Raw genomic sequence first — 17,212 nt, forward strand, 5'->3', positions numbered from 1 at the left:
TGATTTCAGTTATCCCCCACCAATCTTCTTTCTTTTTTACAAAACCTTTAGGTGAGGGCTTCCTCTTCTCGTATTACGAAAAAACACCTCTAAATAAAGAGGTGCTTTTCTTATTACCCTTCTTGATAATCACTTCCGAAAAATCTACGGAAGGAATGAATCGTTGTATCACGGTTTAAGGCTGCGATTGAAGTTGTAAGTGGAATACCTTTCGGGCAAGACTGGACACAGTTTTGAGAGTTACCACAGTTTGCCAGGCCACCATCATCCATAATCGCTTCTAAACGTTCTGATTTATTCATCGCACCCGTTGGATGGGCATTAAATAAACGAACTTGCGAAAGTGGAGCAGGGCCGATAAAGTTAGATTTACTATTAACATTTGGGCAAGCTTCTAAGCAAACTCCACATGTCATACATTTTGACAATTCATATGCCCATTGACGTTTTCTCTCAGGCATACGAGGACCCGCACCTAAATCGTACGTACCATCAATTGGAATCCATGCTTTTACTTTTTTCAATGAATCAAACATTCTACTACGGTCTACTTGCAAATCACGAACAACAGGGAATGTTTTCATCGGCTCTAGATGAATTGGCTGTTCTAACTGATCAATGAGTGCCGTACACGATTGACGTGGCTTCCCGTTAATGACCATTGAACATGCGCCACACACTTCCTCTAAACAGTTCATATCCCAAGTAATCGGACTTGTTTCTTCCCCTTTAGCATTTACAGGGTTACGACGGATCTCCATTAAAGCAGAGATCACATTCATATTCGGACGATAAGGAACTTCAAACTCCTCTTTATAAGGGGCAGAATCTGGTTGATCCTGTCTCGTAATAATAAATCGAACCACTTTGCTTTCGCTCATTTTACTTTTCCCCCTTTTTCTTTGTATAGTCACGCTTACGAGGCTTAATTAATGAAGTATCGACCTCTTCATAATGGAATTTTGGCGCTTCTTTATCTCCAACAAATTTTGCCATCGTTGTTTTGAGCCACTCTTCGTCATTTCTGTCAGGGAAATCAGGCTTATAATGAGCACCGCGGCTTTCATTACGATTGTAAGCACCTAGCGTAACAACACGTGCTAATTCAAGCATGTTCTTTAACTGACGAGTAAATGTTGCCCCTTGGTTACTCCATTTCGCTGTATCGTTAATATTAATTCGATCGAAACGTTCCATAAGCTCTTGAATTTTTTCGTCTGTTTTTAACAGTTTGTCATTGTAACGAACAACTGTTACATTATCTGTCATCCATTCTCCTAACTCTTTATGAAGAACATATGCATTTTCATTTCCATCAAGCTTCATGATGCTATCCCATTTTTCTTGCTCTTCTTTCACACGACCGTCGAACAGGCTAGAAGATAAGTCTTCTGCTGATTTATTTAAACCTTTCATATATTCAACAGCTTTAGGACCTGCTACCATTCCACCGAAAATCGCAGATAATAATGAGTTTGCACCTAAACGGTTTGCCCCATGCTGTGAATAATCACACTCTCCTGCGGCAAACAATCCTGGAATATTTGTCATTTGGTCATAGTCAACCCATAATCCACCCATTGAATAGTGAACAGCAGGGAAAATTTTCATTGGTACTTTACGTGGATCGTCTCCCATAAATTTCTCATAAATTTCGATAATACCACCGAGTTTAATGTCTAATTCTTTCGGGTCTTTATGAGATAAGTCTAAATAAACCATGTTTTCCCCATTAATACCGAGCTTTAAGTCTACACAAACGTGGAAGATTTCACGTGTTGCAATATCACGTGGAACAAGGTTTCCGTATGCAGGATATTTTTCTTCCAAGAAATACCACGGTTTCCCATCTTTATATGTCCATACTCGTCCACCTTCACCACGAGCTGATTCACTCATTAGACGTAATTTATCATCACCAGGGATTGCCGTCGGATGGATTTGAATAAACTCCCCATTTGCATAATAGGCACCTTGTTGATAAACGATCGATGCAGCTGATCCAGTATTAATAACAGAGTTTGTCGATTTACCAAAGATAATACCAGGTCCACCTGTTGCCATAATTACGGCATCTGCACGGAATGATTGGATTTCCATCGTTTTTAAGTTTTGTCCTACAATTCCACGACAAACCCCTTCATCATCTTGAATGATACCTAAAAATTCCCAACCTTCATATTTTGTGACAAGTCCTGCTACTTCATGGCGACGAACTTGTTCATCTAAAGCATATAAGAGCTGCTGTCCAGTTGTTGCACCAGCAAAAGCTGTACGGTGATGCTGTGTACCACCAAAACGACGGAAGTCAAGTAATCCTTCAGGGGTCCGGTTAAACATAACGCCCATACGATCTAAAAGATGGATAATCCCAGGTGCAGCATCGCACATTGCCTTAACCGGCGGTTGGTTTGCTAAAAAGTCTCCGCCATATACCGTATCATCGAAGTGCTCCCAAGGAGAGTCTCCTTCTCCTTTTGTATTGACCGCTCCGTTTATTCCTCCTTGAGCACATACAGAATGTGATCGTTTAACAGGAACTAACGAAAACAAATCTACTGAAACTCCGGCTTCTGCCGCTTTAATTGTTGCCATCAATCCGGCTAATCCGCCGCCAACAACGATTACTTTACCACTACTCATAAGGCCCACTCCCTTTGTTAGCTATATTGTTTCATTATACGAAAGCAAAAATGGCACGTAATCCTACGATAGAAAGCGCCACAAAAATTCCGAACGTTACATACGAAGAAATTAGCTGAGAACGTGGAGAAACTGTAATTCCCCAACTTACAGCAAATGACCATAGGCCGTTTGCGAAATGGAAAATTGCTGAAAGAACGCCAACGATATAAAATACAAGCATGACAGGACTGCTTAAAATATCAGCCATCATATCAAAGTTCACTTCTGCACCAAACGCAGCGGCAATCCGTGTTTCCCACACATGCCAAGCAATAAATATAAGCGTAATGACGCCCGTTACACGTTGAAGAAGGAACATCCAGTTTCGGAAGTATCCATATCTCTTCACATTGTTTTTGGCCGTAAAGGCAATATAAATACCATAAATGGCATGATATAAAAGAGGAAGAAAGATGATAAATGCTTCCAGAACGTACCTAAAAGGTAAATTTTCCATAAAATGTGCTGCATTGTTAAACGCCTCAGGACTTTTTGTTGCAAAATGGTTAACAATAAGGTGTTGAATGAGAAAGATGCCGATAGGTACTACACCTAAAAGTGAATGTAATTTCCGATTGGCAAATTCGTTGTTACCAGCCATGAACTTTACCCCCTAATCTCGTTTACTTAAAATTTTTGGATCTCTCCTGCTCCCCAGCTTTAGCGCACACTTTTGTCAAAATATTGGCGGTTCATCTTTTCGACAAAGGTATGACGAAAATTCTGGTAAAAAAATATGACAAATTCATTTTACTCCCATCTGTATATAGCGTCAAGAAAACGCGTGCAAGTATGAAAATTTTTTGAAAAATTCACGTTTTAAAAATTCAATTTAACTAATTTTACTTTATCAATATATATCTACTTGTTAACGGTTCATTGTCAAAATACATCAGCTTTTTTCTTTAAATGTCTAATCATGAAAAACTTTCATACTCCCCAAAACTTGATATAATAGAAATTGGCTTTTAGAAAGAGGGGAAATATGTGAAACCATTAACATTTACTGAACATGTAGAAAAACTGGAAAATCTCCAAATCCATGCATTTGGTTATGAACTTTTACGCGAAGTATTACTTCCGAATTTACTTGGCAAAGAACATTCAGCCATTTTATATTGGGCAGGAAAACGACTTGCGCGAAACTATCCACTTTCTTCACTTGATGAACTTGCTTCATTTTTCCAAACAGCGAACTGGGGAATGCTAACAAAAGTACAAGAAAAGAAAAATGAACTCATTTTTGAATTGCAAAGTGACCTCATAAGCAAGCGTTTAGACCTTAATAAAGACGTATCCTTCCAGCTTGAGGCTGGATTTATTGCAGAACAAATCGAACAAATGAATAACTATGTAACCGAAACATATGAAGAAATTAAACACCGAGCCAAAAAAGTCGTATTTACAGTTAAGTGGGATGCAAAAGACCATAAGAAGTAGGGAGCAATTGTGCTCCCTGTCTTTCATGCTGTTAGAGACTTACTCTCACGAGATCATGATGATTGAACTGTTGCTTTCTGTTTTGAAAGTTCGAAAGCTTCATGTAACACTTCTACTGCTTTCACCATGTTTTCTTCATCTACAACAGCTGATACTTTAATTTCGGATGTACTCACCATCTTAATTAAAATACCGTGGTCGGATAGCTCCTTAAACATTTGAGCGGCTACTCCTGGGTTGGAGATCATTCCTGAACCTACAATAGATACTTTTGATAATTTTGATTCCGATTCAATTTTGTCATACGTTAAAATCTCTTTATAATCTTCAAGGACTTTTAACACATCCCCTAAATCAGCTGTTTTAACAGAAAAGGAAATGGATGTTTTCTTTTCATTTGTTGAACTTTGAATAATAATATCTACGTTAATTCCATAATTAGCTAATGTCGAAAAAATGGTAGAAAGTGTATTTATTTCATTCGGTAACCCTAAAACCGATACCCTTGTCACTTGGTCTTCAAATGCAATTCCTCGTACAACTAGATTTTGTTCCATACTTATTTCCTCCCCTACAATCGTTCCTCTCTCTAATTCCAAACTCGATCTAACTTCAAGCGGTACTTGATAATTTTTAGCAAATTCGACCGCTCTCGGATGCAACACGCCAGCACCTAAATTCGCCAGCTCCAGCATTTCATCATAGGAGATCGCCTCTAGCTTTCTTGCTTCTGCAATATATCTAGGGTCTGTCGTAAACACACCTGTAACATCCGTATAAATATCACATTTTTCTGCTTTTAATGCAGCAGCTAAAGCAACTGCAGTTGTATCGGAACCACCTCTACCAAGCGTCGTAATTTCATCATCTTCTGTTATCCCTTGAAAGCCTGCGACAATGACAATTTTTCCTAACTGAAGTTGTTCCTCCATTTTCTCTGTACGAATATGTGTAATACGTGCATTTCCATGAACCGATTCAGTCATCATTCCAGCCTGCCAGCCGGTATATGATATCGCCTCATATCCTTGTTCGTTAAGCGCCATTGCAAGCAAGGAAACCGTCACTTGCTCACCCGTTGTCAGCAGCATATCCATCTCCCGCTTACTAGGTTTGGATGTCATTTGCTCAGCAAGTGACACTAATTGATCTGTCGTTTTCCCCATTGCCGATACAACGACTACAACATCGTTCCCAGCATCTTTTTCCAAGATGACCCTTTTGGCTACATGTTGAATTCGTTCAACACTACCAACAGATGTTCCGCCAAACTTTTGAACTATTATACCCATATCCATGTCTCCCTCTATTTCTATCCTTTTTCAATTAATGTGATCGATGTTCAAAATGTTAAATAAAGAAGGAAGGTATATTGTTTAATTTGCCCTGTTTAGAGAAAACGAATCTCAAGCTTATGAATGCAATAAAAAAAGCAATGAGAAAAGGTATCTCATTGCTAGCTGTTAACGAAAATAAACTCACTTTATCGCATTGCTTCAATGAGATAGCTCTCCAAGAAGATTCCTTCTTGACAATCCTGCATTTATTCAATACAGAACCAGCGAGTAAAGAAATGGACCTTTCCTCACTTCGGCGATCTCCCCTTTCAAGTGCATTCAGCAGAGTCCATTCTCCTCCTGCACTTTACTATTGAAGCTCGCACCTCTATCTTCATAACATAAACGAACGTAACGATCACGATATTAAATTTAAATACATCTTAACAAACGACTTTTTAAAAAGCAACATCAGTTTTTTAACTTGTCTAAAATTTGTTCAGCAACACGAATAGGTATGCCTGCTTCATGTAACTGTTCAACAGAAGCTTGTTTAATTTTGTCGACTGAACCAAAAACTTTTAACAATTGTTTTTTTCGCTTTTCTCCAACTCCCGGAATGTCATCTAATACGGAATGAAAAGCATTCTTCCCCCGAACTTGTCGATGAAAGGTAATGGCAAATCGATGAACTTCATCTTGGATTCGTTGGAGTAAATAAAATTCTTGACTATTCCGTTCTAATTTAACGAGAGTAGGCTCTTCTCCAATCAGCAAATTTGCCGTCCGGTGCTTATCGTCCTTTACTAAGCCAGCAACCGGCACATCTAGTCCTAGTTCATCTTCTAACACTTCGCTTGCTGCTGACATTTGACCTTTTCCACCATCAACAATAATAAGATCGGGAATTGGCAAACCTTCTTTTAACACCCGTGTATACCTTCTTCGAATAACCTCTCTCATCGACTCATAGTCATCTGGGCCTGTTACCGTTTTGATTTTGTATTTGCGATAATCCTTTTTGCTTGGCTTCCCATCGATAAAAACAACCATAGCCGAAACGGCATCTATTCCTTGAATATTGGAGTTATCAAAAGCCTCTATTCGAATCGGAGTTGGAATTTTCAACACTTTTCCTAAGTTTTCAATCGCTCGAATGGTACGCTCTTCATCTCGTTCAATTAAAGAGAATTTCTCTTTTAAAGAAATTTTTGCATTTTTATAAGCAAGAAGAACGAGATCTTTTTTCTTACCCTTTTTCGGCTGAACAATAGAAACACCTAAAAGTTGGTGGGCAAGGTCAGCATCTATATCATCAGGTAGCAACAATTCTCTTGGAAGAAAGTGGTTATCCCTCAAATAAAACTGGCCTAAGAACGTTAAAAATTCCTCCTCTGGCTCACGATAGATTGGAAACATTGACACATCACGCTCGATGACATTCCCTTGTCGAATGAAAAACACTTGGACACACATCCACCCTTTATCATAGTAATAACCAAACACATCCCGATCAACAAAATCACTAAAAATGATTTTTTGTTTTTGCATTAATGTTTCCATATATGAAATTTGATCACGATATTCCTTTGCCCGCTCAAACTGTAACGCTTCAGCTGCTTGATACATTTTTTCAGTTAATTCTTTTTTAACTTCTTGGTATCCACCTTTTAAAAATTTCGTTATTCCATCAACCATACTTTTATTCGTTTCTTCTGAAACCTCTTCAACACACGGAGCTAAACACTGTCCCATGTGATAATATAAGCAAACTCGGTCAGGTAATGTTTGACACTTCCGAAGCGGATACATTCGATCCAATAGCTTTTTCGTTTCTCGAGCTGCTTGAACATTTGGATACGGTCCAAAATATTTTCCTTTATCCTTTTTTACCTTTCTCGTCACAATTAAGCGTGGATGACGTTCAGCTGTAATTTTAATAAATGGATAGCTTTTGTCATCCTTTAACATGACGTTATATTTCGGATCATATTTTTTAATTAAATTCATTTCTAACAAGAGCGCTTCAATGTTAGAAGAGGTGACAATATATTCAAAGTCTGTAATTTCATTTAATAATCGAAGTGTTTTTCTGTCATGTGTTCCGGTAAAATATGAACGAACTCTATTTTTTAACACTTTTGCTTTGCCGACATATATTACGGTTCCATGTTTATCTTTCATTAAATAACATCCCGGCTGGTCAGGTAGAACAGCTAACTTTTCTTTTAAATGCTCAAACAAAGTGACCACTCCATTATTCCCATTTATAAAGTGTAATTTTACTATAAACTGGATCAAAAATCTCGTTTGAAGTAAAATCCTTCACTTTCTTCACACGATCAGAAACGTCGACACCTTGCTTTCGAAACCCTTCAAGAACATGATTTGTCACATAGATTGTTCGATTTTCATAATATGAGGTATCTTGTAAAAACAAAGCATAGGTTAAAATTCTTTTATGTTGATATGGTACGTTATAATATTCCATCACACGAGTTTCTTCCCACGTATAGATGATAAATGGCTCATCTTTCTTTTCTAAATAATCGATAAGCTGATGGATGGCAGGTTTATCATCATATTGCTCTTTTAATAACGAAAAAGACGTAACCATTTGTACGAATACGGTCGCTGTAAAAAGAAAGACAATTATGCTTTTTTTTCTATACAAAAACGCTTTCCATGAAATCCAAAATATAAGCAATGTTACTAGTGGTAATATATGTCTTGGTTTTTCAATATTTTGAGCGAGAAGAGCCCAAATAAAATAAGCGATAAAACTATAAAGAATGAGAATATCGAGCTTTTGTATAGACTGTTTTTTGCGCCTGAAAAGGGCGACAATAAAGATTGAGCTATATAAAAGGAGAAGTACAATCGTTTGACTTGCAACACCTGTCCATAGGAGGTTATGACCTAGTAGCGTTAAAATCCTTTCAAAAAAAGAAAAGTGTTCTTCAGTCGTTACGGCTCCTCCCCAATCGGAAAAATGTCCACCCGTGAATCCGAAAGCTAACGAGATGAAACGGCTTACGCTACCTTCTGAAACAACAAGACCTCCAATCCAAATACATTGAAAAATAAGGGCAACGACAAGATGTTTCCATAGCACAGACCACTTCTTACCTTTCTTCCATTCCTCTACCCAATACCATAAGAGACCAATTCCGAATAAAATGTACGATAACCGGATGCCAAGTAATATACTAAATAGAAATGCAGGAATCCATTTCACCCATTTCGTCTCACTTTCTTCTGCAACAATGAGCGACCAAATGTACCACCATAAAACAGAAAGTGCAGCCCCTTCTGACATTGGCTGTACGGTTACAACCGCTACATATGAAATCGTCATCGTCATCGATGTCACATATATCGCGTACGATTGGACAGCACGTTTTGCTAACTGATAAATCGGAAAAAAGGAAGAGACAAATAAGAAAATATTAAAATATACAAGAGATAACGTTGGATGATTGATAAACGATGAAAAAAACATCCCTCCTAAAACAAAGTAAGGGTACCCCGGGAAATGAGGCTGCATATTGAGAAGATCAAAATGATGTACGGCTAAGCTAAAATCCACTTCATCCCAGCTACTAACCCTAGAGAGTGGAAAAGAAATGAGTATACCGATACTCATGACAATGAAGAGAAAATGGATTGTTTTCATCATTCTTTCAATAATATTCGCCAAAAACTCATCACCTCCGAGCAATCAAAAGGCTCGCACAGAGGCGAGCCATTCTTACATTCAGTCATTCTATTGTTATGCATTTACCGATTTCGCTTCGACTGGCTTATCGGTTTGAAGCTTTTTCTTTCCCCTATTGATGAATTTAATCCATAAAAAGACACCAATAAAGTACAACCAATAAGCGGCCACTTGTTCAAAAGATGGATTGTGGCTATATCCGAACATTGCAGCCATAAATAGACCAATTTGACCACTAATCATAACCTCATTGCCCGTATCCCGTTCATAATGAACTTCATCAACATAATGCTCAGGCATAATTTCAATAATATTATATAGTGGTGCTGGTTTTCCTTCAGCAGTCGTTACAACGGACCCCATTTTTCCTAAGTCTTGCAAAATGCCAATCCCTTGAACGAGTAAGCCAGCAGCAATAAACATAATTAAAATACCTGTAATATTAAAGAAGGCTTTTAACGAAACTTTCATCGTTCCGGTAAAGAACAAATAACCAATTAATAAGGCCATTAATAAGCCGCTTAATGCCCCGTAGCTCGTAAACACTTTCGTCACATCACCACCGGAAATGGCTGCAAAGTAAAAGACTGTTTCTACACCCTCGCGGACAACAACAAGATAGGAATGGATAATCATAGCGGAAGCACTACCAGCTGTTACAACAGCTTGAATCTTTTTTTGTAAATCACTATTTATATCCTTTGATTGCTTTTTCATCCAGTGAACCATATGGGTTAATAATAAAACAGAAGCAAACATGATCCCAACTTTTAAATAGACTTCAGAACCAAGAGCTGAGAAACTCGTTAAAATAACTTGGAAAATTAGTGCGACAACAAAGCTTGTAACAAGGGCTAAAAACACCCCTGTAAATACCCATTTATTGTATTTTCGGGCATTTAACCTTGTTAAATAGGATAGAATAAGTCCGACGATTAATATCGCCTCTAGCGCTTCACGAAGTGTAATTAAAAAAGCTTGAAAATCCATGGAGATAGCCTCCCTTCATTTAAACGTCTCACGATGTTTTTTTCTTTCTTTTTTGAACAAATAAAATTAGAATGAAAATGATGACTAGAGCAACCGTAAACCATAACCAAAACGGATTCCTTTCATCATTTAAGGAAGTATCAATTCCTAAATTTTCTTCCGTTAAATGTGATTCATCACTTTCTTGATTTTGAGGCAGCGGAAACGTTTCAGCTGTCTCCGCAATGATAAACTCGATTTCCTTATGAAACCCTTCTACATCTTGTTCTTTATTCCCAATTCCGAATAAGCCGGGATTTCCTAATGCAATTAATGCTTTATCAAACGCTTCGTAAATTTTGTCTGCACGTTCTTGCCCTAATTCCTCTAATGCTATTGGGTATAGCACATCATACGTACCACGTGCTTTTGCTAATAAAAGCTTCGCTTGACCGTACTCTTCGAAACTGTCTTCAGCAAAATGTAATCGCCGTTCAATGTTTAAAGTAAGAGCAGCTTGATAGCTTTCAAGTAATAATTCACGGTTTTCCGTTTGAAACGCTTCGTCAATTAATTCCTTCGGCTTTTTAAAATATAATTCAAACTCCTTTTCATACGTCTCATATACGGCTTTTGCTAAATCCCATTCATTATCCTTTGTGTACACATCGATTTCCTTATAAGCTTCCGCAAGATCTTCTTTTCCAGGATCTCCATACGAATACGCATTTGCTGATGGAATTTTTATGTAACTAAACATGATCATCATGACGATAAAAAAGAATAATGTTTTTTTCAATTTGTGCATATCGACATCCTCCTACATGATAATGATAATAATTATCATCATATGTGTCAATAACTTCAAAGAACGTACACTAAATTTTCAAACATGAAGAACAAAAACGAAAGGCGCCCTAAGCACAAGTCAAGTTGGCTAGAAGGTTGCTTTTCCCCTTCTGGAAGATCCTCTTGCGACCTCTCGAGCCGGTGGCGCCTGGAGCTAGACACGACTATGTGCAAAGTTTATACGTCTTATCTTTATTAAAAAAGAAAGTTGACACGATCAACTTTCTTTATCTTTCTCTTATCAGGATGTATATCCCCCACTGAATGAAGTTATGAAATCTTTTCATTTTTTATTGATGGGGATAATACGTGAGCATCTTTCTTAATATCTACTTTCTGAACCGGTCGCTTCATTTCGTTTAAAATAGCAGGTAAAACAGAACTCATATACGCTTTAAATTTTATGAAGGATTCACCTTTTGTTCTCACCTTGTATGTAATCGGAACTTCTTTCACACGAAACCCTTTCCTTACAAGGTTTAATGTTATGACTTGTGCATAATTATAATCATGAATAATTTCAGCATGAATCATTGCTTGTTTCGAAAATGCACGCATACCGGACTGCCCATCAAAAATCCACTTGCGCAATAATAAACTTTGTAAACATGTAAAGCAATAATTTCCGAGACGACGATGGAGCTTCATCCCATTTATTGTTCCTAAAAACCGAGAGCCCATCGTATAATCAGCTTCACCGTTGAATATCGGTGTGAGTATATTGGGAATTTGTTCTGCAGGGTATTCATTATCCGCATCGATCATAACACCAATATCTGCTCCAAGCTGAACACAGTGCTCAAGAGCTGTTCGGACGGCTGCACCGAGACCTTTATTTTCATCGTGCTTAACAACAAAATCTGCCCCGGCCTTTGTCGCCACTTCAACAGTACGGTCATGTGAACCATCATCAACCACTAATACTTTCACTATCACATTTGGGTGGAACGAACGCGGTATTTTTTTTATGACTTCCGCAATCGATTGTTCCTCATTATAAGCTGGAAGAAACACAATTACTTTTTGTTGTTTCGTCATACATTTCACCTTCATACTGTTTGATTGCTTCTAGCAGCACTGGACCTCGACTATGGCTTGGAAATGGTGCACCTAACAAATAACTGATCGTAGGTGCTAAAGATACGAGTGAATGCTTTTCACGAACGACCTTTCCTCTTTCAACAGAAGGTCCGACCATAAAAAATGGAACGAATCGCTCTCCTTCATCAAGATGTCCATGCCCTCCAATTCCATCTGCCTGTCCATGGTCAGCGCAAATAACAATTGTCGTGTCATCCATTTTTCCTTTTGAATTCAGCCATTCAACATACTCTTCGATAAGCTTATCCGCTTCCTCTATCTTTTCAATATACTCATCATACAAAACGCCACGGCTATGTCCAATTTGATCCGTTCCAATTAATTGAACGACAAATAAATCTGGATCTTGTTCCTCCATAATTTGCTTAGCTCGATTCATAATGTTTCGATCCGCTTGGTCCTTATGCATAACCGCTGTCACCGTTTCCACATCATCACCCATTGAATCGACTAAATGTGCAATGCCAAGCAGTCGTCCTTTTTTCCCAACCTTCCGTAGCGAGTCAAAAATACTTTCGACTCGAATTCCTAACTTCCATACCATGTTAGACTTAATCCCATGTTCAAACGGATAAGTACCCGTAAACATCGATGTAAAGCAAACGACGGTACGTGCAGGATAAACGGTTTCCATCTGTGCGTACTCTGTTCCGTTTTTTCGAAGCTTGTCTAAAAATGGTGTATTCGCCTCTTCAAAACGTTCCTTTCTCATTCCATCGATAACAATGACGACGACTTTATTCGTTTTCGGCACTGTGGGTGAAGGTGTATTTTCTGTATAGGATGGAATGACAGAAGGTTTCCAATCAAATAAATACCGATGTAAAATAAAAGAAAATAAGGCGATACTTACGTAAAAAACTACTATGACAGACCACTGTTCACCTATTAGTACACGTAAGTCTGTAACGTAAAAATAGTGCCATAAAGAAAGAAGTAGTAAAAATTTCGGCAATTGTTCTTGCGCATTCCCACTCGTCGAATCACTATTTTTTAAAACTAATTTCCAAAAGCGGGTAAAATTTAACCAAGATGTTCCAATTCGCAAATGATAATAAAGTGTTCCCCAAAAAAAGACTGTGAAAAAGAAGTAAAGCCCCACTGCTAAACATAATAGGGGAAGTGAAACGACATTAAAAATGACGAGATAGGCAACAAACGGAATCCACAAATAATTTCGCAAAAATAGTGGAAAGTCGAAAATATAATAAAGAACGAAAATAGGCATTGTGAGTAGGAATGAAAGAAATAATTTCCAATCTGTTACATGCTGCAAATGAAATAGAAGCATCGTCCCGACTGTGAAGATCGGAGTAAAGGGCTTTCCTTCATTCAATAAATTCCAACATCGCGCGGCGACTTTTTCAAATGATGATGCCTGCTTCAAAATGATCCCCTCCTTTTGTTTATTTAAGGTTATATCCATGTTTTTTACTGCGAAGAAACTCAGTTATCTTTTCTCTTTTTATCGGGACCAATAAGTAAGCGATAAATCCAACGAAAAATGAAAAAATAAATTTGAATAAATGGGTAAGAATAGCCGCTGAAAAAGCCGTTGTGTATGGAACATGAACGATATTTAAACTAAACGTCATCATCGCTTCATACGTCGCAATTCCGCCAGGTGTCACTTGAAAAAATTGCCCACCAACAGTCAAACTATTTACCCAAACCGCTTCCGTTATGGTAATAGAGGTTGGCTCACCTAAAAGAATAAAATATAGAACAAATCCCTCTAAAATCCAGCTAAATATAATAGAAAAGAGGATTACAACCCCTTTCATTCCTCTTAGGCCATTTTTCATGATCGTTAAATGGCGCATGACAAAGCCTTTCAATTTGGTTTTAAAAGTAAAAAACAGGAAAAATGTTAGTAGTCCACAAATACCCAAAACATACAACCATCGAATCGAAATGATGACCTCATGTATCCATACATATAATCCAAAAGCAGAAAAAATCGCGAGTATACACACGTCTACTATTCTCATCATAACAACAGAATGAATGATTTCATCTGCTTTCATATTCTGAGGCGAATGTAATGTCCCGATTCCAATTCGAACGAGATCTCCCCCTTTAAAAGGAAGGAGGTGATTGACGAACATACTATAAAATACACCGCTCACACATACTTTGTATGACACTCTTTTTCCAATATATAAAAACCATGCATAGGCACGTAATAAAAAGGCCGTGAGGTAAAGAAAAAACATTCCTGTTAATAAAGTCGGATGATCAACAATAAATCTACTAAGATTTATGAATGATTGAAGGTCAAAATAGTTCACGATAAGCCAAATACAAAGAAAAAAAAGTGTGAATCCAATAATGCGCTTTAAATTATTTGTACTGAACATACTTTTTCGCCCACTCAACCGTCCTTAAGAACCCTTCTTCAAAAGTCACTTTCGGTTTATACCCGACTGTTGTATTCACTTTTGAAATATCAGCCCAAGTCCATGTCACATCCCCTAGCTTTGGTGTAGATTCTATCATCCTGATATCTGGAAAATGTTGTTTCATGAGAGCGACGACGTCTGTTAATGGGATTGGTAAAGAGCTTCCAATATTATAAATATTAGAGTTCGGACTGTGAAATAATACACGTAAAATTCCATCTACCGCATCATCTATATACGTGTAATCTCTTGCTGAATTTAAGTCGTATACCTCAATTGTCTCACTATTTAACCCTTTCAGTATAAACTTAGCTATCGCCATATCCGGTCTTCCCCACGGGCCGTATACGGTAAAAAATCGTAAAACCGATACTTTAAAGCCGTATAAATGCTCATAAGCAAAACAAAAGGATTCCGCTCCATATTTTGCTGCAGCATAAGGAGAAATAACCTTTCCGTTCGCCATTTCCTCTTTCATCGGCTCTTGATGGCGATTCCCATAGACGGACGAAGAAGAGGCAAATACGACATGTTTTACACCTGCTTCACCGGCTGCTTTTAAAACATTGACCGTCGCCTTAATATCATAATCGATATATTCTTGCGGATGTAAAATAGAATTCCTCACACCAGGTAAAGCTGCCAAATGAATAACAGCATCTGGTTCAAATAGTCGAAAGCTTTTTAACGTTTCCGTTTCGTTCCGCAAGTCTACTTTTAGAAAATTAAATTCACCGGCTTCTTTTATGTAAGCGAGATGATCTTTTTTACGTTCAACTGAATAATACGGATGGAGATTGTCTAAAACGAGTACCCGATGCCCCTTTAATATAAGGGCACGTGAAACATGCGTTCCAATAAATCCAGCTCCTCCGGTTACAATAACATTCATAATGACACCCTTAACTACTATATTTCATCCTAACAATATACATCTTCTTGCGAATAAAGGCAATATGATCATTATTTCCATATGAAAATACAAAATAGCTAGCCATTTTTATGCGCCACCTTGCACTATCACTACTATATATCTCACACAACGAAAAAGCCGCATAATGCGGCTTTCAAATTACTCTAATTCTTGTAATAACGTTAAGACAGCTTCACTATGTGTTTTTGCTTCTTCAGCATTTTCTGCTGTTACAGCATCGAACCAGCTTTGTGCATGTTCAAATACTTCTTTCGTTTTTTCTTCACCTAATACGTCAAGAAGTTCAAGTTCAATCATTTTTGTAAACATATTGCCTTCTAACGCTTCAACACGTGCCTCTACTTTTTCTCCAGCCTCTAATGCTTTAGCTGTTTTTTCATGATATCCTTTTGCTTTTCCTAAAATCGCTTTTGTAAATAATTGATCGACTTCTTCAGCATTAATTGTTTTCACGTCTGTTTGATCAAGAGAGAATAATTCATTTAATTTCGTAGCAGCTTCTTCATCTCCACCAGCTAGTGATCCTTTAATCGCTTGTAAGAATCCCCAAGCTTCTGCTTGTTCAATTTTTAATTCAGCTTCTTCAGTACCTTCTTCAATGCCTTTTCCGATTTTTTCCGCATAAGAGTTCGCTGCTAAATAGTAGCTACGGTAAATGGATTTATCTGTTAACTGTTTAAACACTTGGAAATCTTCCACATTCTCATTATTTAATGCTTCTTCCTGTGCAGCAATCCCCGCATTGATGTTTTGTTCTAAACTTTGCTCACCCTTAAGCTGATAATACTCATCACGCTTTACTGCTGTTGGAATAAATAGTTCATTCGCTAAATGTTTAATTTCTTCAAAAGAAGTTTTTGCTTCATCTTTTTTTCCTGCTTCTAAAGAAGCAACAACATCTTTATGAAGACTCTTTTGCTTTTGATAGAAATAAGATTGTGTCACTTTATCAATTATTTGACGAGCGATATTTTGTTCTAGCTCACCATTTTTACCAGCTGTGATAGCAGCTGAAATCGCTTGGTCAAATTCTCCCGTTTCATCGATTTTGTTTACTTCCGCTTGCAACTTTTCTGTATAAATCGTATTTACGACATCCCAGTCAACTTTTTGATCTTCTTTCATTTTTTCAAGTTCTGTTTTCATATCATTATAAGCAGTAACTTGCGTTTCAACAGCTAAGGCTTCTGCTACTTCTTCTTTTTCGTCAGCCGTTTCCGTTTCTTCTGTGGCCGTTGATTCTTTTTCTTCTGCTTTTTCGTCAGCACAAGCAGCAAGTACTCCACCTGCAAGTAAGACGCTTGCAAATAATGATAAGGCTTTTCTTTTTTTCATGATTGTTGCTCCCCTTTTATGTAATAGTGAAAATGATTATCAATAATAACAATCTTGATTATAAAGGAGAACGATTCTCATTGTCAATATAATTCCTTTCAAAAAATGAAAAAACCTCCGAATTTAGGAGGTTTTCTTCACATTACTTATGCTTGTTTAACATTGCAGCCAATGCTTCTTTTGGTTGATAACCAACTGCTTTGTCCACTACTTCACCGTTTTTGAAAACGAGTAATGTAGGGATGCTCATCACACCGTACTTTTGAGCTGTTTCTTGGTTTTCATCAACATCGATTTTAACGACTTTTACATCACTGCCCATTTCTTGATCTAGCTCTTCAAGAACTGGAGCAATCATTTTACAAGGTCCACACCAAGGTGCCCAGAAATCAGCTAATACTAAGCCTTCACTCGTTTCTTGTGCAAAGTTTTGATCAGTTGCATTTGTAATTGCCATGATAAATTCCTCCTATATAGGTACTTTCTGTATAGTTGAAAGTAT

The 17,212-nt window shown here is 37.5% G+C and carries 15 protein-coding genes and 1 riboswitch; of the genes, 1 reads left to right on the forward strand and 14 read right to left on the reverse strand.

From position 1 onward, the window contains the following. Window positions 1-113: 113 nt before the first annotated feature. From sdhB to MLD65_RS07195, 3 genes are read right to left on the reverse strand one after another with little or no spacing between them, the layout of a single operon-like run. Window positions 114-881: a succinate dehydrogenase iron-sulfur subunit gene (gene sdhB, locus MLD65_RS07185; RefSeq protein ID WP_243291188.1), complete on the reverse strand. Its 768-nt coding sequence runs from the start codon at window positions 879-881 to the stop codon at window positions 114-116. Between the two features lies 1 nt (window position 882). Beyond that, complete coding sequence (gene sdhA, locus MLD65_RS07190; protein WP_243291189.1) at window positions 883-2,643, reverse strand: succinate dehydrogenase flavoprotein subunit; 1,761 nt, start codon at window positions 2,641-2,643, stop codon at window positions 883-885. A gap of 34 nt (window positions 2,644-2,677) precedes the next feature. Then, entirely contained in the window at window positions 2,678-3,286 is a 609-nt protein-coding gene (locus MLD65_RS07195; RefSeq protein WP_243291190.1) for a succinate dehydrogenase cytochrome b558 subunit, read from the reverse strand. A 386-nt stretch (window positions 3,287-3,672) separates the two neighbouring features. On the opposite strand from MLD65_RS07195, the gene MLD65_RS07200 reads away from it, so the two are divergent. After that, complete coding sequence (locus MLD65_RS07200; protein ID WP_243291191.1) at window positions 3,673-4,125, forward strand: YslB family protein; 453 nt, start codon at window positions 3,673-3,675, stop codon at window positions 4,123-4,125. 53 nt (window positions 4,126-4,178) lie between these two features. Here MLD65_RS07200 and MLD65_RS07205 read toward each other — a convergent pair whose 3' ends face one another. The 11 genes from MLD65_RS07205 to trxA form a co-directional block, all read right to left on the reverse strand. Continuing rightward, window positions 4,179-5,417: an aspartate kinase gene (locus MLD65_RS07205; RefSeq protein WP_243291192.1), complete on the reverse strand. Its 1,239-nt coding sequence runs from the start codon at window positions 5,415-5,417 to the stop codon at window positions 4,179-4,181. Between the two features lie 205 nt (window positions 5,418-5,622). Continuing rightward, window positions 5,623-5,801: riboswitch (Lysine riboswitch) on the reverse strand. 72 nt (window positions 5,802-5,873) lie between these two features. Further along, window positions 5,874-7,646 (reverse strand): excinuclease ABC subunit UvrC, encoded by a 1,773-nt coding sequence (gene uvrC / locus MLD65_RS07210; RefSeq protein WP_243291193.1) that lies wholly within the window; start codon window positions 7,644-7,646, stop codon window positions 5,874-5,876. A gap of 13 nt (window positions 7,647-7,659) precedes the next feature. Further along, entirely contained in the window at window positions 7,660-9,102 is a 1,443-nt protein-coding gene (locus MLD65_RS07215) for a hypothetical protein (RefSeq protein WP_243291194.1), read from the reverse strand. 72 nt (window positions 9,103-9,174) lie between these two features. Then, window positions 9,175-10,110: an FTR1 family iron permease gene (locus MLD65_RS07220; RefSeq protein ID WP_243291195.1), complete on the reverse strand. Its 936-nt coding sequence runs from the start codon at window positions 10,108-10,110 to the stop codon at window positions 9,175-9,177. A 28-nt stretch (window positions 10,111-10,138) separates the two neighbouring features. Beyond that, window positions 10,139-10,897 (reverse strand): hypothetical protein, encoded by a 759-nt coding sequence (locus MLD65_RS07225; protein WP_243291196.1) that lies wholly within the window; start codon window positions 10,895-10,897, stop codon window positions 10,139-10,141. Between the two features lie 311 nt (window positions 10,898-11,208). Further along, on the reverse strand, window positions 11,209-11,976 hold the full coding sequence (locus tag MLD65_RS07230) for a glycosyltransferase family 2 protein (RefSeq protein WP_243291197.1): 768 nt from the start codon (window positions 11,974-11,976) through the stop codon (window positions 11,209-11,211). Continuing rightward, window positions 11,933-13,426, reverse strand: a complete 1,494-nt coding sequence (locus tag MLD65_RS07235; protein ID WP_243291198.1) for an alkaline phosphatase family protein — start codon at window positions 13,424-13,426, stop codon at window positions 11,933-11,935. Before MLD65_RS07235 ends, MLD65_RS07230 begins: the two co-directional genes overlap by 44 nt. Window positions 13,427-13,445: 19 nt before the next feature. Further along, window positions 13,446-14,399 carry a lysylphosphatidylglycerol synthase transmembrane domain-containing protein gene (locus tag MLD65_RS07240; RefSeq protein ID WP_243291199.1) on the reverse strand — a complete coding sequence of 318 codons (954 nt, stop codon included), beginning with the start codon at window positions 14,397-14,399 and terminating at the stop codon, window positions 13,446-13,448. Beyond that, window positions 14,383-15,333, reverse strand: a complete 951-nt coding sequence (locus MLD65_RS07245) for an NAD-dependent epimerase/dehydratase family protein (RefSeq protein ID WP_243291200.1) — start codon at window positions 15,331-15,333, stop codon at window positions 14,383-14,385. The genes MLD65_RS07240 and MLD65_RS07245 overlap by 17 nt, the downstream gene beginning before the upstream one ends. 180 nt (window positions 15,334-15,513) lie before the next feature. Continuing rightward, on the reverse strand, window positions 15,514-16,710 hold the full coding sequence (locus tag MLD65_RS07250; RefSeq protein WP_243291201.1) for a hypothetical protein: 1,197 nt from the start codon (window positions 16,708-16,710) through the stop codon (window positions 15,514-15,516). A 142-nt stretch (window positions 16,711-16,852) separates the two neighbouring features. Beyond that, window positions 16,853-17,167, reverse strand: coding sequence for a thioredoxin (gene trxA / locus MLD65_RS07255; protein ID WP_243291202.1), 315 nt, complete (start codon window positions 17,165-17,167; stop codon window positions 16,853-16,855). Between the last annotated feature and the right edge of the window lie 45 nt (window positions 17,168-17,212).

The sequence above is a fragment of the Bacillus sp. FJAT-47783 genome (assembly GCF_022808615.1).
In the GTDB taxonomy this organism is placed as follows: domain Bacteria; phylum Bacillota; class Bacilli; order Bacillales; family Aeribacillaceae; genus Bacillus_BZ.

What these genes read in the sequence shown, in the direction of transcription:
- sdhB (WP_243291188.1), bottom strand. Translation starts at nt 881, where the DNA reads ATGAGCGAAAGCAAAGTGGTTCGATTTATTATTACGAGACAGGATCAA.
- sdhA (WP_243291189.1), bottom strand. Translation starts at nt 2,643, where the DNA reads ATGAGTAGTGGTAAAGTAATCGTTGTTGGCGGCGGATTAGCCGGATTG.
- MLD65_RS07195 (WP_243291190.1), bottom strand. Translation starts at nt 3,286, where the DNA reads ATGGCTGGTAACAACGAATTTGCCAATCGGAAATTACATTCACTTTTA.
- MLD65_RS07205 (WP_243291192.1), bottom strand. Translation starts at nt 5,417, where the DNA reads ATGGGTATAATAGTTCAAAAGTTTGGCGGAACATCTGTTGGTAGTGTT.
- MLD65_RS07220 (WP_243291195.1), bottom strand. Translation starts at nt 10,110, where the DNA reads ATGGATTTTCAAGCTTTTTTAATTACACTTCGTGAAGCGCTAGAGGCG.
- MLD65_RS07225 (WP_243291196.1), bottom strand. Translation starts at nt 10,897, where the DNA reads ATGCACAAATTGAAAAAAACATTATTCTTTTTTATCGTCATGATGATC.
- MLD65_RS07230 (WP_243291197.1), bottom strand. Translation starts at nt 11,976, where the DNA reads ATGACGAAACAACAAAAAGTAATTGTGTTTCTTCCAGCTTATAATGAG.
- MLD65_RS07240 (WP_243291199.1), bottom strand. Translation starts at nt 14,399, where the DNA reads ATGTTCAGTACAAATAATTTAAAGCGCATTATTGGATTCACACTTTTT.
- MLD65_RS07245 (WP_243291200.1), bottom strand. Translation starts at nt 15,333, where the DNA reads ATGAATGTTATTGTAACCGGAGGAGCTGGATTTATTGGAACGCATGTT.
- MLD65_RS07250 (WP_243291201.1), bottom strand. Translation starts at nt 16,710, where the DNA reads ATGAAAAAAAGAAAAGCCTTATCATTATTTGCAAGCGTCTTACTTGCA.
- trxA (WP_243291202.1), bottom strand. Translation starts at nt 17,167, where the DNA reads ATGGCAATTACAAATGCAACTGATCAAAACTTTGCACAAGAAACGAGT.